15 protein-coding genes are annotated in these 18895 nt (G+C 54.7%); 7 read left to right on the top strand and 8 right to left on the bottom strand.

All coding sequences use genetic code 11. The annotated features are described in order from the left end of the window. Positions 1-83 precede the first annotated feature (83 nt). Positions 84-1172, bottom strand: coding sequence for a type I restriction endonuclease (locus tag WG891_RS10050; RefSeq protein ID WP_337262663.1), 1089 nt, complete (start codon positions 1170-1172; stop codon positions 84-86). Positions 1173-1537: 365 nt separating this feature from the next. On the opposite strand from WG891_RS10050, the gene WG891_RS10045 reads away from it, so the two are divergent. Together WG891_RS10045 and yfcF are read left to right on the top strand one after the other, a co-directional pair. Then, on the top strand, positions 1538-2191 hold the full coding sequence (locus WG891_RS10045; RefSeq protein WP_337262664.1) for a Qnr family pentapeptide repeat protein: 654 nt from the start codon (positions 1538-1540) through the stop codon (positions 2189-2191). Between the two features lie 113 nt (positions 2192-2304). Beyond that, a complete protein-coding gene (gene yfcF, locus WG891_RS10040) occupies positions 2305-2940 on the top strand; it encodes a glutathione transferase (RefSeq protein ID WP_337262665.1) in 636 nt (211 codons plus the stop codon). A 114-nt stretch (positions 2941-3054) separates the two neighbouring features. On the opposite strand, the gene WG891_RS10035 is transcribed toward yfcF, so the two are convergent. The 4 genes from WG891_RS10035 to WG891_RS10020 all read right to left on the bottom strand — a co-directional run bounded on the left by WG891_RS10035 (position 3055) and on the right by WG891_RS10020 (position 7964). Continuing rightward, positions 3055-3591 carry a GNAT family N-acetyltransferase gene (locus WG891_RS10035; protein WP_337262666.1) on the bottom strand — a complete coding sequence of 179 codons (537 nt, stop codon included), beginning with the start codon at positions 3589-3591 and terminating at the stop codon, positions 3055-3057. Between the two features lie 337 nt (positions 3592-3928). Beyond that, positions 3929-5173 (bottom strand): aromatic amino acid transport family protein, encoded by a 1245-nt coding sequence (locus tag WG891_RS10030; RefSeq protein ID WP_076941864.1) that lies wholly within the window; start codon positions 5171-5173, stop codon positions 3929-3931. Between the two features lie 58 nt (positions 5174-5231). Further along, a complete protein-coding gene (locus WG891_RS10025; RefSeq protein ID WP_076941863.1) occupies positions 5232-6686 on the bottom strand; it encodes an NAD-dependent succinate-semialdehyde dehydrogenase in 1455 nt (484 codons plus the stop codon). A 12-nt stretch (positions 6687-6698) separates the two neighbouring features. Continuing rightward, positions 6699-7964 (bottom strand): 4-aminobutyrate--2-oxoglutarate transaminase, encoded by a 1266-nt coding sequence (locus tag WG891_RS10020; protein ID WP_076941862.1) that lies wholly within the window; start codon positions 7962-7964, stop codon positions 6699-6701. Positions 7965-8085: 121 nt separating this feature from the next. Between WG891_RS10020 and pdxR the strand changes: the two genes are divergently transcribed. Beyond that, positions 8086-9561, top strand: a complete 1476-nt coding sequence (gene pdxR, locus WG891_RS10015; RefSeq protein WP_337262667.1) for a MocR-like pyridoxine biosynthesis transcription factor PdxR — start codon at positions 8086-8088, stop codon at positions 9559-9561. 48 nt (positions 9562-9609) lie between these two features. Here the strand turns inward: pdxR and WG891_RS10010 are convergent, their stop codons facing one another. After that, positions 9610-10953 carry an APC family permease gene (locus WG891_RS10010; RefSeq protein ID WP_337262668.1) on the bottom strand — a complete coding sequence of 448 codons (1344 nt, stop codon included), beginning with the start codon at positions 10951-10953 and terminating at the stop codon, positions 9610-9612. Between the two features lie 181 nt (positions 10954-11134). Continuing rightward, on the bottom strand, positions 11135-12844 hold the full coding sequence (locus WG891_RS10005) for an amidohydrolase (protein ID WP_337262669.1): 1710 nt from the start codon (positions 12842-12844) through the stop codon (positions 11135-11137). 233 nt (positions 12845-13077) lie between these two features. On the opposite strand from WG891_RS10005, the gene WG891_RS10000 reads away from it, so the two are divergent. Continuing rightward, positions 13078-15099 (top strand): NADPH-dependent 2,4-dienoyl-CoA reductase, encoded by a 2022-nt coding sequence (locus WG891_RS10000; protein ID WP_337262670.1) that lies wholly within the window; start codon positions 13078-13080, stop codon positions 15097-15099. 36 nt (positions 15100-15135) lie between these two features. Here the strand turns inward: WG891_RS10000 and rlmG are convergent, their stop codons facing one another. Then, positions 15136-16275, bottom strand: coding sequence for a 23S rRNA (guanine(1835)-N(2))-methyltransferase RlmG (gene rlmG, locus WG891_RS09995; RefSeq protein WP_337262671.1), 1140 nt, complete (start codon positions 16273-16275; stop codon positions 15136-15138). A gap of 150 nt (positions 16276-16425) precedes the next feature. Between rlmG and WG891_RS09990 the strand changes: the two genes are divergently transcribed. From WG891_RS09990 to WG891_RS09980, 3 genes are all read left to right on the top strand, one after another. Continuing rightward, positions 16426-16932 carry a M48 metallopeptidase family protein gene (locus WG891_RS09990; protein WP_337262672.1) on the top strand — a complete coding sequence of 169 codons (507 nt, stop codon included), beginning with the start codon at positions 16426-16428 and terminating at the stop codon, positions 16930-16932. A gap of 77 nt (positions 16933-17009) precedes the next feature. Further along, positions 17010-17990, top strand: a complete 981-nt coding sequence (locus WG891_RS09985; protein WP_337262673.1) for a Gfo/Idh/MocA family protein — start codon at positions 17010-17012, stop codon at positions 17988-17990. A gap of 1 nt (position 17991) precedes the next feature. Continuing rightward, a complete protein-coding gene (locus WG891_RS09980; RefSeq protein ID WP_337262674.1) occupies positions 17992-18723 on the top strand; it encodes a glutamine amidotransferase in 732 nt (243 codons plus the stop codon). Positions 18724-18895: the final 172 nt, after the last annotated feature.

Below are 18895 nucleotides of genomic sequence, written 5' to 3'. Positions count from 1 at the left end.
ATAACGCTCCCGGAAAGTCAATAAACGGTGTGAAATATTATTTTTGCTAATGAGTTGGCCAGAGAAACCTGGCCAAACCTCGATTAATGGTAGCTTTCAGCAGTAGATATAATATGCTCAGCATGCGAGTAAATATCATCTACTGTATCTATCGGATGCCGGGTTTCTTTCTTGTCGGCATCAAACAGGCCAAGATACATTTGGTTGCGATTGAAATGTAATCGGCAAATCGGCTTTCTATTATTATCATCAAGCAATATGCCAAAATAGCTCTTGGTATCTCGATGAGAAATTCTGCAAGGCTCAACGACGGTGCGAATGATAGATTTCACGATATGAAACCCTTCAATCTCATCTTCAGTCGTGACAATGCTGTCAGGCTCTGGGAGCGGCACGGCTACCGGCTCAGCGCTCTCTTCCTTCGGCTCATTATTCAAGATGGATTGCGGATGAGAGCCACCGCTGATCGCCGACTTCAGGCGTTCGTTGACTTGGTCATTCAGCCATTGACTGGCCGCTTTCTTCGTTAAGGTGGCAAATAACTCACGCACCTTCAGTGTCAGCATGCCATCATAAACCCTGGAGGCAAAAAACTTTACGAAGTCCTCTTCTGGATTCGTAAACTGCGTGGAGAATATTTTCTTGATCTGGCTGACGTATTTTAATTCTCCAGCGGCGTTAACTATTGATTCTACATCAAATGCTGACTTCGTAAGCTTCACGATCTCAGGAACCACGTTTTCATCGATGTCCAACAGGTCTAACTCCAAGAACGGCTTTTCATCCATCTTGTTTGGCGCATCAAGATCGGTGAAAAACTTATAGATCTGCCCATTGGTTAAAATAGATATTCTTGCGTTGGTGACATGGAAGTATCTAAATAACTGTGACGCATGATTGACATTCAGCGGTTCACCGATTTTTTTACATTCAACCAGGATTTGTATCTCACCATTTTTTAAAATGGCGTAATCTATTTTCTCGCCTTTCTTGGTTCCGACATCACAAATAAATTCAGGTGTCACCTCCGTGGGGTCAAACACATCATAGCCCAGTACCCTATTGATGAAAGGCATAACAAAAGCACTTTTTGTCGCTTCTTCTGTCTGAATAACTGCAGCCTGCTGTTTGATCTTGGCTGAAAGACTATACAACTCATCTAAAAGCGCCATAAAGTGCCTCCACGTCAAACGGTTAGAGTTTTCCACTTAACCAATTTATATAAAAAACACTTACCTTGCTCTTTTTTTTACCAGAATAAGATCGCGATCACTTAATTTTACCACTGAAAATAACGATTAAATAACCCAAGCAAGAATATAGAAAGAGAATACTATAAAAATACACATAGCATGAGTAAAAAATTTATAGTTTAGTTTGTAATAATAAAGCAATCTCACTAATCCAAATAATACCATTCCACACGATATTCTTATTGAATATAAAAACCGCCCGTTTTTAACCGTCTGATAGGGATTTCCATTACCTGTTATCTCAGGTATTATCCTAAAAGCTGTATAAAAAAACAGGTAATCAGATGCAACCCATAGTCTTGCAATCCACGCGGATCGAGCGCGATCGCTTTCGTGGTGAAACCATCACTAACGGCAAGTTCCTTAACTGTGATTTTTCGGGGGCCGATCTGACCGATAGCCAGTTTATCGGCTGCCTGTTCTATGATGACGCCACGCAGATCGGCTGTTCCTTCAATCGTGCAGTGCTGAAAGATGCCAGCTTCAAAAGCTGCGATCTTTCTCTGGCGGATTTCAGGAATACCAGCGCATTAGGTTTGGAGATCCGTGAATGTAAGGTGCAAGGGGCCGATTTCCGCGGTGCCAACTTTATGAACATGATTTCTCAGCGCAGCTACTTTTGCAGCGCCTTTATCACCAAAAGCAACCTGAGCTATGCCAATTTCGCCAAGGTGGTGCTGGAAAAATGTGAGCTGTGGGAAAACCGCTGGAACGGTGCCAACGTGCTCGGCGCCAGCTTTATCGGCTCCGATCTTTCCGGCGGTGAATTCAACCATTTCGACTGGCGGGCCGCCACGTTCAATCACTGCGATCTTACCGGTTCAGAGCTGGGTGATTTAGATATCCGCCAGGTTGACCTGGAAGGCGTGCAACTGGATAGCCAACAGATCGTCGGTTTGATCGATCGGCTAGGCATTGTGTTAGTCAGTGATGCGTAGTTATTCCATTAATCGGCCTAATGCCGTATTACTTTTTATCATCAGCGCAGTGCCTTGATTTGGGTTTATTTTTCACCAATGATTGAGTTCCTCGTCAATCACCAGGAGCAGCCATGAATCCATCGGCCGCGGTACTTTATACAGACGCACACTTTTTCAGCCCTTACGCTATGTCGGCCTTTGTCACCCTGACCGAGAAGGGAATCCCCTTTACGCTTAAGCCGGTGGACTTATCGCAGGGAGAAAACCAGAGCCGAGCCTACGGCGCGCTGTCTCTGACCCAGCGCGTGCCCACGCTGGTGATAGGTCGTTTTCACCTTTCCGAATCTTCCGCCATTGATGAATATCTGGAAGAGACACACCCTGCCCATCCGGTCTATCCGCGTGATGTCAAACAGCGCGCCAAAGCACGCGAGATACAGGCCTGGCTGCGTAGCGATCTGCTGCCGCTGCGCGCAGAACGCCCGACAGAGGTGATTTTCAGCCAGGGTAAATTTGCCCCGCTGAGTGCGGCGGCCCAGCAGGCAGCGCAGAAGCTGATCGCCGCAGCGGAAAAGCTGCTGAGCCACGGTCAGGATCATCTGTTTGGCGAGTGGTGCATCGCGGATACCGATCTGGCCTTGATGCTCAACCGGTTGGTGATACATGGTGACGAAGTGCCGGAAAATCTGCGTCGTTATGCACAACAGCAGTGGCAACGCCCTTCGGTGCAGGCCTGGCTGGCGCTGCCGGAAAAAATGCGGAGCTAGCGCCCCATGCTTGGCTAGCTGACAAATTCCCCTTTGATGAAGGTATCTGCACTGGCCCAGAGTATTTGCTGCTTTCTGGGTCAGATGAGAATACTCCCCGTTTAAAAGGGGGAGCTATTTAGACAATACATAATAATGCTCTCTATCTGGAGACTCATACTTTGTAAACCCAAGTTCTAACAGAGAGTTTATCCTTACTTCAGCTACTGGAATAGCTTTGGTAACTATTTCTTCAACACTGAACGTATCAAAAAAATGCTTAGAACACACAGCAAAAACTTCTGTTAAATACATTTCCGTCTCATATTCTGATGATATATCTAACCTCAAAATACCTGAGCTAACTTTATAATCATTAACCGTTGCAAACATTTCTATTGTACCAACTGCAAGACCGGTATCTCTATTCACAATTGAATACCTTATGAACTCCTCACGCTCATAGCAATCCAACCAGCCTATGATTGCATCTTTCATTTCCTCTATCGTATTAAAATTGAAACCGCCCATGCACCTATCTGAATTAAACAATGATCTGGAATTCACATCCGAATAACATTTCAACAAACCTTCCGCATCATTCTCTGAGATAAGACGTATTATAAAATTTGATGTTTCATACGTTGGACATTCTTTGTATGGATTACTCATCTTTTAACTCCCTGTTAGTGTTAAATTTATAATAATTAATTTAACACTTGAGTCTTTCATAATTAAAAACCAATGGCGCACTTAAAAAGCGACAATCATATACATTGAAAATGGCTCGATAACTCATCATTGTCAAATCGAACGATTCGTATCTATTTTAAACCACCTGTTCAGCACTCAGCAGTGATTCCGCCCTTAAAACATAAATCAGAGATAATCACAACCTTGAGCACTATTGGCCGTATGCTAGTAAAGCTTTCGCTCAACTGACTGACATTACGGCCACAGCACCGCCTTTCTCAACGCAGAGAGACACAGCATCGCTATTGGGAAAACATCACCACCCGGCAGGCAGGTAACCCAATAACGAGGCAATGGCGTACACCGCACCGCCCATATACAGCAGAACGATGCTCACTTGCAGAATGGGATGGGTGATCCAGCTACACTGCCAGAGCGGCTGTTGATCGCCAGATGCACGCGCTCCACGCAGGATCAGCATCGGCATAATCGACAGGATCACGCCGCTGAAAACTCCAGCGAAATACAGCGCATTAACGAAGGAAACCAGGCCGCTGTAGGCCAGAGCAAACGGCGGTACCACCACCAGCAACAGCACGCTGAAACGGCGGAAAGGCTGCTCATCATCCCCCAGGCGGAACTTATCGAAAATATTGGTCAGGAAACTGCCGCCCAATCCCCAATAGGAGGTCAACATTGCGCACAGCGCAAAGATGTTGGCCGAAAAGAAGGCCCATTGCCCGAGCGCCTGGCCCCAGGAAATGGTGGCAACGTCGGAAATATTATCCAACCCGCTAAGGGCTATCACCGACAACGGCACCGCCGCCAGCAACACGAAAGTGATTGCCATACCGACGATAATCGCTTTTGGCAGTTGCGCTGGCTTGTCCGCAAAGCCACGCGCCATTTCAGGCACTATGTACTGCGCGGAAAAACAGAACACCACCACGCTGAACACCGGCACCATAAAGCGCCAGTCGCCGTCCAGCAGATTACGCATCTGAGTGGTTTCTTTCAGCAGCGTCGCGGCCACCAGGGTGGCAATCATCACCACCATGCCGATGCTGATAAATTTCTCACCGCGGCCAATGGCTTTCAGGCCGAGATACAGCACCAGTGCTGCCGGGATAAAGAACAACAGGCTACCGAGGGCGGGGGAAATACCGAGCAGGGATTGCAGCAGTTTGCCGCTGCCGGTCATATAGGCGGTGAGTGCGCCTACGCTGTTGACACAGACGGAAGCGAACATCAGCCAGGAGCCAAAGCCGCCGACATAGCGCCGGGCCAGCCCGCTCAGTTGCAGGTGCGCTCGGGTGCGCAGAGTCGATTCAGCCACGTAAAGCATGGTAATGGTGGTCAGGCAACCGACCAGCACCAGCCAGAACAACAGGGGTAAATAGCCCGCCTTGCTGGAGGCGTAGGCGATGGAGAGAACGCCAGCGCCGATGTTGGTGCCAACGATCATCGCCACACCTTCGAGGAAACTCAATGATTTGGCGGGTGCAGATGCCCGCTCCCCGGCGGCAATCGCCGGAGAAATAGAGATGTTTTCGGAAGACATGGTTTATCCTTTGTATCCCGGTGGCGCTGGCCACCGGGAAGTGTTGAAGTCCAGGGGGTTAACAGCTCACATCGATACACAGGTATTTCAGCTCCAGATATTCTTCAATGCCGTAACGCGATCCTTCACGCCCGAGCCCTGACTGTTTGATGCCGCCAAACGGCCCGACTTCGTTGGAAATCAGCCCTGTGTTAATGCCGACCATGCCGTATTCCAAGGCTTCCGGCACCCGCCACTGGCGTGCCGCATTCTGGGTGAACAGATAGGCTGCCAGGCCGAATTCGGTATCGTTAGCCATCGCGATGGCTTCTGCTTCGTCATGAAAACGGAACAGTGGCGCAACAGGGCCGAAGGTCTCTTCTTTGGCAAAGCGCATTTGCTGCGTCACACCGGTCACCACCGTCGGCTGGAAGAAGGTACGGCCTAGCGCATGCGGCTGCCCGCCGGTAGCAATCTGTGCCCCTTTGATCAGCGCATCATCAATGTGGCTCTGCACTTTTTCCACGGCACCTTGGTCGATCAGCGGCCCCTGAGTGGTGCCTTCCTGCGCGCCGTCGCCCACTTTCAGTTGCTCGACGGCGGCCACCAGCTTATCCACCAGGCGATCGTAAATGCCGTCCTGTACGTAGATCCGGTTGGCGCATACGCAGGTCTGGCCGCTGTTGCGGAATTTTGACGCCATAATGCCCGCCACCGCGGCATCCAGATTGGCATCATCAAAGACAATCACCGGCGCGTTACCACCCAGTTCAAGTGAAAGCTTTTTAATCGTCGGCGCGCACTGCGCCATCAGAATGCGCCCCACTTCGGTCGAACCGGTAAAGCTCAGCTTGCGTACCACCGGGCTGTCGCACAGCACTTTGCCAACCTGAGCCGGCTCGCCGGTCACTACCTGCAACACGCCCGCCGGAATACCGGCATCCTGGGCCAGCTTGGCCAACGCCAAGGCGGTCAGCGGCGTCTGTTCAGCCGGTTTGACGATCATGGTGCAACCCGCCGCCAACGCCGGGGCGGCCTTGCGGGTAATCATCGCCGCCGGGAAGTTCCACGGGGTAATCGCCGCGCAGACGCCGATCGGCTGCTTCACCACCACCAGCCGCTGTGACGCCAGCGGCGCCTGTAATACTGCGCCGTCGACGCGCTTGGCCTCTTCGGCAAACCAGGTGATAAACGAGGCGGCATAAGCCACCTCACCGCGCGCTTCGGCCAACGATTTACCCTGCTCGGCGGTCATCAGCTGCGCCAGATCTTCCTGCGCCGCCATCACTTTATCGGCCCAGGCCAGCAGCAACGCTGAACGCTGTTTGGCCGTCAGTTGCTTCCAGCCGATTTGTGCCTGCTGCGCGGCGGCAATCGCCTGCTGGGTTTCTTCCGCGCTCACCAGCGGAACAGTGGTCAGTTCTGCACCGGTGGCCGGGTTGATCACCGCTTCACGCTTGCCGCTGCGCGCATCGCACCATTCACCGTTAATCAGGCACTGACTGCGCAGCAGCTCGGGGTTGTGTAGTTTCATCGTTCTTGCTCCTTATTGGACCAATGCGCGGGAAAGGATCGCCAGCGCCTGGTTAAACTGGGCATCAGGAATGGTCAGTGGATACAGGAAACGGATCACGTTGCCATACACACCACAGCTGAGCAGCAGCAGCCCTGCTTCCTGGGCCTTTTGCTGCACTTCACGGGTAAATTCCGGCGATGGTTTGCCCGTGGCCGGATCGTTGAACTCCACCGCCACCATTGAGCCCTTGGCACGGATATCGGCAATTGCCGGGCACTGTTTACGCGCCTGCTGCAGCACTTCCACCAAATGTTGACCCAAGCGCTGCGAGCGCTGGCACAGCTGTTCTTCTTCGATCACTTCCAAAACCGCCAACGCCGCAGCCACCGCCAGCGGGTTACCGGCATAGGTGCCGCCCAGCCCACCTGGAGCCGGAGCGTCCATCACCTCGGCGCGGCCCGCCACCGCCGACAGCGGCATCCCCCCCGCCAGGCTTTTTGCCATGGTGATCAGATCGGGTTTCACCGCGTAGTGCTCCATCGCGAACAGCTTGCCGGTGCGGGCAAAACCGCTCTGCACTTCATCGGCAATCAGCAGAATGCCGTGCTGATCGCACAGCGTGCGCAACGCCTGCATAAATTCCGGCGGTGCGATATTGAAACCGCCCTCGCCCTGCACCGGCTCCAGCACAATCGCTGCCACCTGTTTAGGATCGATGTCGGCTTTAAAAATGCGCTCCAGGCTGTTCATCGCGTCTTCGGTGCTGACGCCGTGTAACGCATTCGGATACTGGCCGTGGAACACCGAGCCAGGGAATGGGCCAAAACCCAGTTTGTAAGGAGCCACTTTGCCGGTCAGCGCCATAGTCATATAAGTACGGCCATGGAAGCCGCCGCCGAAGGTGATCAGCCCCGGGCGGCCGGTATAGGCGCGGGCAATTTTCACCGCGTTTTCCACCGCTTCCGCCCCGGTGGTGAAGAAGGCGGTTTTACAGGCCCCGTCGATCGGCGCACGCTGGTTGATACGCTCCGCCAACGCGATATAGCTTTCATAGGGGACGATCTGGTAAGCGGTATGAGTGAAGGCCTTGAGCTGTTTTTCAATGGCGGCAACCACTTTCGGGTGGCGGTGGCCGGTATTGAGCACAGCAATGCCTGAAGCGAAATCGATAACCTCATTACCTTCCACGTCCCACAGCGTGGCATTCTCAGCACGCTCTGCGTAATAACCACACATCACGCCGATGCCACGCGGGGTAGCCGCCAAGCGGCGTTGATTCAGTTCTGCGTTTTTCATCTTGTTCTCTCCGGGCTATGCCTGTTATCAACTTTGTTCACAAGTGTGAAACAATGATGTTTATTTACACAGGATGTGGCCCTATAATCTAGTGCCAGTTACGTTTAATTGAGGGATCCAATTGTGCTCATTGAGTGGTGACCTGTTGCTGCAGCGCCTCGGCGATCAGCCCGCTGATAAGCTACATAAGCGGCTGTATAACGCGATCCGCACCAGTATTCTGGACGGCAGTCTACCGCCTTCCAGCCGCTTACCGGCGTCGCGCGATCTGGCTCAGGAACTCAGTGTGTCACGCAACACGGTATTAACCGTTTACGAACAACTTCTGGCCGAAGGATATGTGCTTTCACGCCAAGGAAGTGGAACCTTCGTCGCAGAAACGGTGCCCGACAGTTATTTATCCACCACCAGCCAGCCGATGAGCGAGCGTGGTGAGCAACGGCGCGTTGAGCTGTCAAAACGCGGGGCCACGTTGCTGCACCACGCCAGCGCCAGCCCAAAGCAATGGGGCGCCTTTATTCCCGGCGTGCCCGACGTTAATGCCTTCCCACACCAGATCTTCAGCAAGATCCAGGCGCGCATCAGCCGCCGCCCCACGCCGCAGCGTTTGACCTACAGTAATCAGGGTGGCAGCCCGGAACTGCAACATGCGCTGGTGGACTATCTGCGCGTAGCCCGCTCGGTGCGCTGCTCGCCGGAACAGATCCTGATTACCGAAGGTATTCATCAGGCGATCGATCTGGTGACGCGGATGCTGTGCAATCCAGGCGATGATGCCTGGATCGAGGAACCGGGCTATTGGGGGATACGCAATATTCTGCGCATCAACGATGTCAATATTTGCCCGTGCGAAGTGGATGAGGCGGGTATGGTGCCAGCGGAACAAAACACGGGGGCGCCACGGGTGATTTTCGTCACCCCTTCGCATCAGTACCCGCTGGGTTCAGTAATGAGTTTGGCACGGCGCCAGCGGCTACTGGCACTGGCGCGCCATGCCGGTAGCTGGATTGTGGAAGATGATTATGACAGCGAGTTTCGCTTCTCAGGCCAGCCGATCCCGGCGCTGCAAGGGTTAGAAGCCGATGCGCCGGTCATTTATATCGGCACCTTCAGCAAGACGCTGTATCCCGCGCTGCGTCTGGGCTATATGGTGTTACCGAAACCGCTGATGAATGAATTCAAGATTGCCCACGCCGAGCTGTATCGCGGCGGGCACTTGTTGATCCAGGCGGCGCTGGCGCAGTTTATTCAGGAAGGCCACTACACGGCCCATATCCGCCGCATGCGTTTGCTGTATGCCAAACGCCGCGCGTTTCTTACCGCGCTGATTGAGCAACACTTGGGTAAACAGGCCTTGAGTGAGTTCAACAGCAATGCCGGGCTGCACCTGATCCTCAACCTGCCGAACGATGCCGACGACGTTGCCATTGCCAGCGCCGCCAGCGCACGTGGGGTACTGGTGCGCGCGCTGTCACGCTATTACATGCAACCTAGCGCCCGGCGCGGCCTGCTGATGGGGTTTGCCTGTGTTCCGGAAGAGCAGATGGCAGCGGCCTTCAGCGTGCTGCTGGAATGTATTCATTCTCAGGAAAGTTAACAAGGCAAAGGCGACCCTATTGGATCGCCTTTCAAGAACATGGGCTGATTAATCCATCAGATGAGAAATATCATCATGGGCAACCGCTGGCGGATCCTGGCGCATCCCTTTGGTCAGCCACATCAGATAAAGAAAACCGGCAAACAGCCAGATAAAGCCGACCTTCAGCGCTTCCGGATCCAAGTTGAACCACAGCCAGATGCACATGGCAAAACCGATCAGCGGCAGCAGGCCGTATTTGAACATCGCCCTCAGCCCACGGCGTTTTTCATTCACCAAAAAGTGTTTGATTACGCTGAGGTTCACGAAGGTGAATGCCCCCAAAGCGCCAAAGCTGATCATCGACACCACCATGCTGAGATCCATCCACAGCGCCAGCAGGGAGATGATGGCCACGAACACAATCGCGCGCCACGGCGTGTGGAAACGGGCATGGAGATGGAAGAACACTCTGCGCGGCAGCACCCCTTCACGCCCCATGGCGTAAAAGATACGCGATACGCCGGTTTGCGCCGTCATTGACGAAGCGTAAACCCCGGTGAGATAGGTGGCCATAAAGAAGTTATACATCCACTTCCCCCCCACGTGCTCGGAGATAATCAGGCTGGATGTATCCTGATAAGGGATCAGCGCCTGCCAATCGGGATACGCCAGATGGGCGGCGTAAGAGACAGCGACAAAAATCGCTCCAGCGCTGATCACGGTGATCAATATGGCACGCGGCAGTGTGCGTTTGGCATCGTCAGCTTCCTCGGCCATGGTGGCAATGGCATCAAAGCCCAGAAACGCCAGGCACAGCACTGCCGCACCGGCGATCAGGCCAGAAAAATTACCGGCATCCACCAACAGCGGCTTCATCAGCGCCTCTGGGCTGAGATCGGCTCCGCTGAATGCCAGCGCAATAAACAGCACGATAAACACCATCTGCAGGGCGATCAGCGTGAAATTGACGGAGCTCAGCAAGCGCACCCCAAGAATATTCAACAGGCTGACGCTGCCGATGGAGGCCAGAATAAACACGTAAGCAGGGATCGACGGAAATGCCTCGTGCAAGAAAATCCCTAAAACCAAATAGTTAAGCATAGGCAGGAACAGATAATCGAGGATCTGCGCCCAGCCGACCAAGAAACCGGTTTTACCACCAAAGCTGCGTTGGACATAAGAGTAGGCCGATCCGGCCAACGGCATGGCGTTGGTCATCCGGCAATAGCTCAAAGCGGTAAACAGAATGGTGACGATGGTCACCAGATAAGCGACGGGCAAATGGCCCTGACTCAAAACGGTAACCTGACCATAGGTGGTGAATACGCCCAGCGGCACCATATAGGCGAGGCCAAACGCAACCAAGGCAGGGGTTTTAAGAACTCGTTGCAACCGAATATTTTGCGGCATTACCGTATCATCTCCTGACACAAAACTGCATCGTTAATCAGCGTTTTTTGGCTGTGTAAAAATTAAGGAAACGAATACTGGCACAAGACAAGGCGCCGGGGAAGTTAACAATCAGCTTTCTATTTTTTAATCGGGCGGGAATGGCTGGAGTTACCGTTCCCGCCCGCGACACGTCTGGCTGTTATGCCTGGTAAACGACCTGCCCCCCCACAAGGGTGCGTTCAATGCGGGTTTGGTAAATCGCCTCGGCCGGCTGCTCGAACAGGTTTTGCTGCAGCACGATCGCATCGGCAAACTTGCCCACTTCCAGCGAACCGATGTATTGCTCTTTGGCAATCATATAGGCTGCATCAATGGTCGCGGCGCGCAGCGTTTCGATCAGCGTCAGGTTACGATCGTTGTCCAAACGCGGCCCGGCAGGTTGGCCTTCACTGTCCCAGGCGCGGCGCGTCATCCCCACCTGCAGGTTGTACCATTCGTCCAACCGATCGATCGGCCAGTCGCTGCCGTACGCCACGCGCGCACCGGCATCCAGAAAACGTGCCGCCGGTTCCAAGTGCGGGAAGCGCTCTTCACCCAGCATTTCGCGCTCTTCGTCAATCAGCACGCCCGGCAAACCGGCCCACTGGAATGACAGCACCGCAGTGGCACCCAGTTCGGCAAAACGCGCGTACTGATGCGCAGCCACCAGTTCATTGTGCGCCAGCCCGGGGCGGATATCCTTGCCAGGGCAAGCGGCACGCATCAGTTCTACCGCGTCCAGCACCTGCTCGATCGCCCCATCGCCCACCGTATGGGTGTGCGGATGCAGGCCAGCGCGGCCACATTCCACTACCAGCGCGTTCAACACCGGCGTGGTGAAGTAGAGATCGCCATAACGTTCACTTTGCGCCTCCCCCTGATGCTCACGATACGGCTGCAGCAGCGCAGCAGTCATGGTCGGCGGCTGCAGCACGCCATCCACAAACAGTTTCAGATGGTCAACCGCAATACCCGCTTGCGGCGTCCACTCTTTATCCCCCCACTGCCTGGCGAAGGCGACCACGTCTTGCACCGCACGGGCGGCGTCTTCCGGCCCTTGCACGCTGTCTGGCGTGACTTCTTTGGCACCGAGGACCCGTAGCGTCAGTTCGCCACGATCGCGCAGTGCGGCAAAGGCCGCCAGCTGTTCGGCGAATACGCGGGTATCCATCACGGTGGTAACACCTTGGAAATGCAACACCTGCTGCACATGGGCCGCGATCTGTACGTTCTGCTCCGCGGTGCCGGAAGGAATGCTGTCAAAGGCGCGCATTGCGGGCGCATCTTCCAGGATCCCCGTCAGTCGGCCGTTGGCGTCGCGGGCAATCTTGCCATCTGGCGGCACTGGGGTATTTTCATCGATCCCCAGCATTTGCAGCGCACGGCTGTTGGCCGCCAGGGTGTGGCAGTCGTTGGAGAACAGCGCCACCGGGCGGCGGGTGTTCAGGGTATCCAACACGGCGCGGCTCATGTCCGCCCCAACCGGGATCATCGCCTGACGCTGCCAGGCACGCACCGTCAGCCATTCGTTATCATCATGAGCCGGGTATTTGTCCAGGTGTGCCTGAATGTGCTGCAACGTCTGCTCCACCGTCAGCGCCGCATAATGCAGGCTGCAGCCCTTAAGCTGTTTGCCGCCCCAGAACGGATGCATATGGCTGTCGATCAGGCCCGGCATCATCATTTTACCCTGCAGATCGATACGTTCGGTCGCCGGTGACGCAAGCGCCAGCACTTGCTCATCATCCCCGACGGCTAGCACGAATCCCTGCCCGATCGCCAACGCACTGCAAACCCGGTTTGCCGCATCCGCCGTAAAGATAGTGCCGTTGTAATAAATTACCTCGGCAGCGTTAACCACTGGTGTCATATCAAAAGTCTCAAAATCACACAAAACGATCCTAAGTATAGATCTGAGTCAGGTGAAAACTGAAATCCTTGGCACGATAGCCGCGTGACGTACAATTCGCAAATAACGGCAAAGATTCATGATATCTATCACATTCAACGCATCGTTAGTTCCCAACGCTGCCGACAACGGCTAGATTTATCTCATCCGACCACTCGATAACCCCTATAACTATAACGACATTGGAGACTGCAATGAGCGCATACCCCCACCTGCTGGCGCCGCTGGATCTCGGCTTCACCACCCTGAAAAACCGGGTGCTGATGGGATCAATGCACACAGGCCTGGAAGAACTCCCCAATGGCCCGGAGCGTCTGGCGGCATTCTATGCCGAACGTGCCGCCGCGGGTGTCGCCCTGATTGTCACCGGCGGCATCGCCCCCAATGAAAAAGGGGTGGTGCAACGCGGAGCGGCAATGTTGAATCAACCGCAACAGGTCGCGCATCACCGGACCATTACAGAGGCGGTCCATCAAGCGGGCGGCAAAATCGCGCTGCAAATTCTGCACGCCGGGCGTTACAGCTATCAGCCGCAGCCGGTGGCCCCTTCCGCACTGCAGGCTCCGATTAGCCCATTCAGCCCGACGGCGCTGACTGTTGAAGAGGTTGAACAGACCATTGCCGATTTCGCCCACTGTGCCGCACTGGCGCAGCAGGCGGGTTATGACGGCGTTGAGGTGATGGGTTCCGAAGGCTACCTGATTAATCAATTTCTGGTGGCGCGCACCAACCAGCGTAGCGATCAATGGGGCGGCAGCTTCAGTAACCGCATGCGTTTCGCGGTAGAGATTGTTCGCGCCGTGCGCCAGGCGGTGGGGCCAGAATTTATCCTGATCTACCGCCTTTCCATGCTCGATCTGGTGGAAGATGGCTCAAGCTGGCAGGAGATCGAACAGCTCGCAGTGGCGATCGAACAGGCCGGTGCCACGCTGATCAATACCGGCATCGGCTGGCATGAAGCCCGTATCCCGACCATTGCCACTATGGTGCCACGCGCCGGGTTTAGTTGGGTGACGCGCAAGCTGATGGGCAAAGTGGGCATTCCGCTGATCACCACTAACCGCATCAACGACCCGGCGGTGGCCGAACAGGTGTTGGCGGAAGGCTGTGCCGATATGGTTTCCATGGCGCGCCCATTCCTGGCCGATGCGGCTTTTGTGCAAAAAGCCGCCGAAGGCCGTGCCGACGAGATCAATACCTGTATCGGCTGCAATCAGGCCTGTCTGGACCAGATTTTCGAAGGCAAACTCACCTCTTGCCTGGTGAACCCGCGCGCCTGCCGCGAAACCGAAATGCCGCTGATTGCGGCGGAGCAAGCCAAACGGCTGGCCGTGATCGGCGCAGGCCCCGCCGGGCTGGCGTTCGCCACGACCGCCGCCAGCCGTGGGCATCAGGTCACGCTGTTTGACGCTGCCGATGAGATCGGCGGGCAGTTCAATATTGCCAAGCAGATCCCCGGTAAAGAAGAGTTCCACGAAACCCTGCGCTATTTCCGCCGTCAGTTAGCACTGCTGGAGGTGACGCTGAAACTGGGGCAAAAAGTGCAAGCGCAGGATTTGGCCGAGTTTGACGAGGTGATCCTCGCCTGCGGCATTGTGCCGCGCATGCCGGAGATTCCCGGTATTGAACGGGCTAACGTGCTGAGTTATCTCGAGGTACTACGTGACAAAAAACCGGTCGGCCAGCGGGTGGCGATCATTGGTGCCGGTGGGATCGGCTTCGATACCGCCGAATACCTCAGCCAGCACGATCTCTCCAGCAGCCTGGATCAGCAGGCATTTAACCGCGAGTGGGGGATTGATTCGCAGCTCAGCCAGCGCGGAGGGTTAAGTGCCCAAGGGCCGCAGGTGCCCGCCACCCCACGCCAGATCTTCCTGCTACAGCGTAAAAGCAGCAAAGTGGGTGAAGGCCTGGGTAAAACTACCGGTTGGATCCATCGCACCAGCCTGTTGCTGCGCGGTGTGAAGATGCTGAACGGCGTCAACTATCAGCGCATTGATGAACAGGGGTTGCACATCGTGCGGGCCGAGCAGAAAAGTTGCCTGGCGGTAGATACCATTGTGATCTGCGCCGGGCAGGAACCGCGTCGTGAATTACAGCAGCCGCTGTTGGCGATGGGGAAAACCGTGCATCTGATTGGTGGTGCCGACGTGGCCGCTGAGTTGGATGCGCGCCGCGCTATCGATCAGGGAACCCGCTTGGCGATGGCGCTGTAAAAGAGTGGGCGCAGTAAAAAGCTGCGCCCCTGCGGCTTAACGCCGTGCGCCAGACTTGACCGCTTTGAGGATCACAAACTTCTGGTTCGACGCCAAGGTGGTACAGTTGCCAAACAGGCGTTTCAGCTTCTGGTAATAATCCAGATGACGGTTGCCGACGATGCGCAACTCTCCCCCTACTTGCAGGCAGCGCTTGGCGTCGCAGAACATCTGCCAGGCGGTGTGATCGGTAATTGCATGCTGCTGGTGGAACGGTGGGTTGCACAACACCGCCCGCAAACTTTCACGCTCAATGCCCGCCAGCGAGTTGTTCACTTCAAACTGACAGCGATCCATCTCCTGCGGCAGGTTATGCGCCACATTCAGCTCGCTGGACGCCACCGCCATATAAGACTCATCGATAAAGGTCATCTGCGCGTCTGGATTCTGTACCAGCGCTTTCATGCCAATAATGCCGTTGCCACAGCCAAGATCGACGATATGGCCGCTCAGATCCTGCGGTAAATGCTCCAGGAACAGGCGCGCGCCGATATCCAGGCTGCCGCGTGAAAACACGTTGGCATGGTTGTGGATCAGCCAATCCGTGCCGTCGAGCAGCCAGTTGGTGGTTTCCGGAGCGGGTGGTGGCACGATGTCGGTCACCTGGCAATAGATCAGGCGCGCCTTTTTCCAGGCCAGGCTGGTGCGGGTCGGGCCGAGTATGCGTTCGAACACCTGCATGGTCGAGGTATGCACGTCGCGCGCTTTGGCACCGGCGATAATCAGCGTATCGGCAGATACCACTTTGCGCAGCGCGCGCAGTTGCTGCTCCAGCAAGGCCAACGCTTTCGGCACCCGCATCAGCACCACCGCCGGGTTGGCAGGCAGATCTGCCAGGCTGTCCAGCAGCGTCACCTGTTCAACATCCAGTTCATTCAGCCCCAGATTATGGCGTGTCGCCAGTTGATTCATGTAGGAATCACTGATGCTGTAAGGCTTATGGGCGTGCAAGGCGCAGGCCAGCGTGCCGAAATGATCGTTGAAAATCAGCACCGGGCGTTCGCCCACGGCAATATTTTCAAGCTGTTGCAGCAGATATTCATCCGCCGCTTCCCACGCCTGCAGTTGGGTGGATTCTTCTTGTTGGGGATAACGCTCCAGCTCAAGTTGCTGTGTTCCCAGATCGAGTTGGCTCATTGCCCCTCCTGACTGATAAAAATTGAGCTGTTTATCCCTTAAAAATGCGCATCAGTAAAATGTTTTTTGGGATTAATTGCCGTTTGCGGGATTTGCGCGAAAAAACGTCATACAATAACCGCCCCGTTTGGCCATTGAATCCTGAACAGCATGCCTGAGTTGACCTACCTGCAAGGCTACCCCGAACATCTGCAAACGCAGGTGCAGCAGCTTATCCAGCAGCAGCGGCTGGGCAAGGCGTTATTAGAGCGCTACCCACAGGTGCACGACTGCACCACCGATAAATCGCTGTATCAATTCACACTCGATCTGAAAAACCAGTATCTGCGCAATGCACAACCGCTGAGCAAGGTGGCTTACGACAGCAAAATCCAGGTGATGAAACATGCGCTGGGTATGCATACCGCTATTTCTCGCGTGCAGGGCGGTAAACTGAAGGCCAAAGCGGAGATCCGGGTGGCGACGGTGTTCAAAAACGCCCCGGAACCTTTTCTGCGCATGATCGTGGTGCATGAGCTGGCGCACCTGAAAGAGAAAGATCATAACAAAGCCTTCTACAGCCTGTGCTGCCATATGGAACCCCGCTATCACCAGTTGGAGTTTGACACCCGGCTGTATCTGACGCATCTGTCAATTTTCGGTGAACTGTATGAATAAATAGGGATTTTAAGCACATTCGCCAGCGTCATAATCTGCTTTACTAAGCCACTTGTTTGCAGGAACCGGAGTTATCTATGATTCGTTTTGCTGTCATTGGCACCAACTGGATTACGGAACGCTTTATTGATGCGGCTCATGAGAGCGGCAAAATGAAGCTCACCGCTATTTACTCGCGTAACCTTGAACAGGCGCGGGCATTTGGCGCCAGTTATCCGATCGAACATTTTTTCGATTCTCTTGAGGCGCTGGCCCAGTCCGATGCGATCGACGCCGTATATATCGCCAGCCCCAACTCCCTGCATTACCCACAGGCGCTGCTGTTTCTCAGCCATAGAAAGCATGTGATCTGCGAAAAACCACTCGCTTCCAACCTACAACAAGTGGAAAAGCTGATCGCCTGCGCGCGCCAAAACCAGGTGGTGCTGTTTGAAGCGTTCAAAAGCGCCTATTTACCGAACTTTCTGTTGCTGCAACAGGCCTTGCCGAAAATCGGCCGGCTGCGTAAAGCGCTGCTCAACTTTTGCCAATACTCCTCCCGCTATCCGCGCTATCTGGCCGGTGAAAATCCCAATACCTTTAATCCACAGTTCTCCAACGGTTCGATCATGGATATTGGCTACTACTGCGTTGCCAACGCGGTGGCCCTGTTCGGCGCGCCGCAATCGGTGCTCGCCTGCGCGTCACTGTTGGATACCGGGGTGGATGCGCACGGCACCGTCTGCCTGAACTACGGTGACTTCGGCGTGACTATCACCCATTCCAAAGTCAGCAACTCGGATATCCCCAGCGAGATCCAGGGGGAAGACGGCACGCTGGTGATCGAGAAAATCTCTGAATATCAAAAAGTGGTGCTGACGCCGCGCGGAGCCAGCCAGCAGGATCTGACCCAACCGCAGCACATCAATACCATGCTGTACGAGGCGGAAGCCTTTGCCGAGTTGGTGGAACAGCGGCAGATCGAGCACCCTGGTTTGGAACGCTCATTGGCCGTCGCCCGCCTGCTGACCGAAATCCGTCGTCAGACCGGTGTGATATTCCCGGCAGACGGAGAATAAGATGAAGCCGCTGCTGTTAATGCAAACTGGCGACGCACCGCAAGCCATTCGCCGTGAATTGGCCAACTTTGACCAGATGTTCTTGCAACAGGGGAATATCGCCGCCGATCGCGTGCAGATTGTGCATCTTCCTGCCGGTGACCCCTTGTTGCCACCAGAAAATTACTGCGGCGTGGTGATCACCGGTTCACCGGCGATGGTGACAGAACAACTGCCATGGAGCGAACAGGCCGCCGCGTGGCTGCGCCAGGCGATGCAGATCAGGCTGCCAATTTTTGGCGTGTGCTACGGCCATCAGCTTCTGGCCTATGCGCTGGGAGGAGAAGTGGGTTATCACCCGCAAGGGATGGAAGTGGGCACCTTGGAGATCGAATTACTCCCCACAGCCAGCCATGACAAGCGCCTGATGGCGCTGCCGCCGCGTTTCAAAGCCAATCTGATTCACTCACAATCAGTGCTGACGCCGCCGCCCGCTGCCGAAGTGCTGGCGCGCTCGCGGCAGGATGCGTGCCAGATCCTGCGTTACGGGGACAACGCATTAACCACCCAATTCCACCCGGAATTTGATGGGGCAGCCATGCAGCGCTATCTAAGTTGGCTCAGCGAGCGGGAGCCAGAAAATCAGCAGGCCTACCAGGTAAAACAACAACAGGTCAGCAATACCCCGTTCAGCCAGATGCTATTGCAAGGTTTTGTCGTCAGCCTCGGAGCACAGCGCTCAAACGCCGGGTAATTATTTTAAACATTGACCAAACGCATATTTTACACTATTTTTTCTCGGGCAAAGGGGAGTAACTTCATTGTCGGTCAATCGTCATTACGATGCGCAAGCATCCGGTTACCGGGCAACCTGGTGTCTAAAGGTGTCATTACCTTTATCAGCGTTGTAAGTGAGACCTTGCCGG

The sequence above is a fragment of the Serratia sp. MMO-28 genome, assembly GCF_037199905.1.
Taxonomy (GTDB): domain Bacteria; phylum Pseudomonadota; class Gammaproteobacteria; order Enterobacterales; family Enterobacteriaceae; genus Chania; species Chania oryzae.
This window is presented reverse-complemented; position numbering and strand designations above follow the sequence as displayed.

Excerpts from the sequence above, each read along its gene's own strand:
- WG891_RS10050 (WP_337262663.1), bottom strand. The coding sequence starts at position 1,172 with ATGGCGCTTTTAGATGAGTTGTATAGTCTTTCAGCCAAGATCAAACAG.
- WG891_RS10045 (WP_337262664.1), top strand. The coding sequence starts at position 1,538 with ATGCAACCCATAGTCTTGCAATCCACGCGGATCGAGCGCGATCGCTTT.
- yfcF (WP_337262665.1), top strand. The coding sequence starts at position 2,305 with ATGAATCCATCGGCCGCGGTACTTTATACAGACGCACACTTTTTCAGC.
- WG891_RS10035 (WP_337262666.1), bottom strand. The coding sequence starts at position 3,591 with ATGAGTAATCCATACAAAGAATGTCCAACGTATGAAACATCAAATTTT.
- WG891_RS10030 (WP_076941864.1), bottom strand. The coding sequence starts at position 5,173 with ATGTCTTCCGAAAACATCTCTATTTCTCCGGCGATTGCCGCCGGGGAG.
- WG891_RS10025 (WP_076941863.1), bottom strand. The coding sequence starts at position 6,686 with ATGAAACTACACAACCCCGAGCTGCTGCGCAGTCAGTGCCTGATTAAC.
- WG891_RS10020 (WP_076941862.1), bottom strand. The coding sequence starts at position 7,964 with ATGAAAAACGCAGAACTGAATCAACGCCGCTTGGCGGCTACCCCGCGT.
- WG891_RS10010 (WP_337262668.1), bottom strand. The coding sequence starts at position 10,953 with ATGCCGCAAAATATTCGGTTGCAACGAGTTCTTAAAACCCCTGCCTTG.
- WG891_RS10005 (WP_337262669.1), bottom strand. The coding sequence starts at position 12,844 with ATGACACCAGTGGTTAACGCTGCCGAGGTAATTTATTACAACGGCACT.
- WG891_RS10000 (WP_337262670.1), top strand. The coding sequence starts at position 13,078 with ATGAGCGCATACCCCCACCTGCTGGCGCCGCTGGATCTCGGCTTCACC.
- rlmG (WP_337262671.1), bottom strand. The coding sequence starts at position 16,275 with ATGAGCCAACTCGATCTGGGAACACAGCAACTTGAGCTGGAGCGTTAT.
- WG891_RS09990 (WP_337262672.1), top strand. The coding sequence starts at position 16,426 with ATGCCTGAGTTGACCTACCTGCAAGGCTACCCCGAACATCTGCAAACG.
- WG891_RS09985 (WP_337262673.1), top strand. The coding sequence starts at position 17,010 with ATGATTCGTTTTGCTGTCATTGGCACCAACTGGATTACGGAACGCTTT.
- WG891_RS09980 (WP_337262674.1), top strand. The coding sequence starts at position 17,992 with ATGAAGCCGCTGCTGTTAATGCAAACTGGCGACGCACCGCAAGCCATT.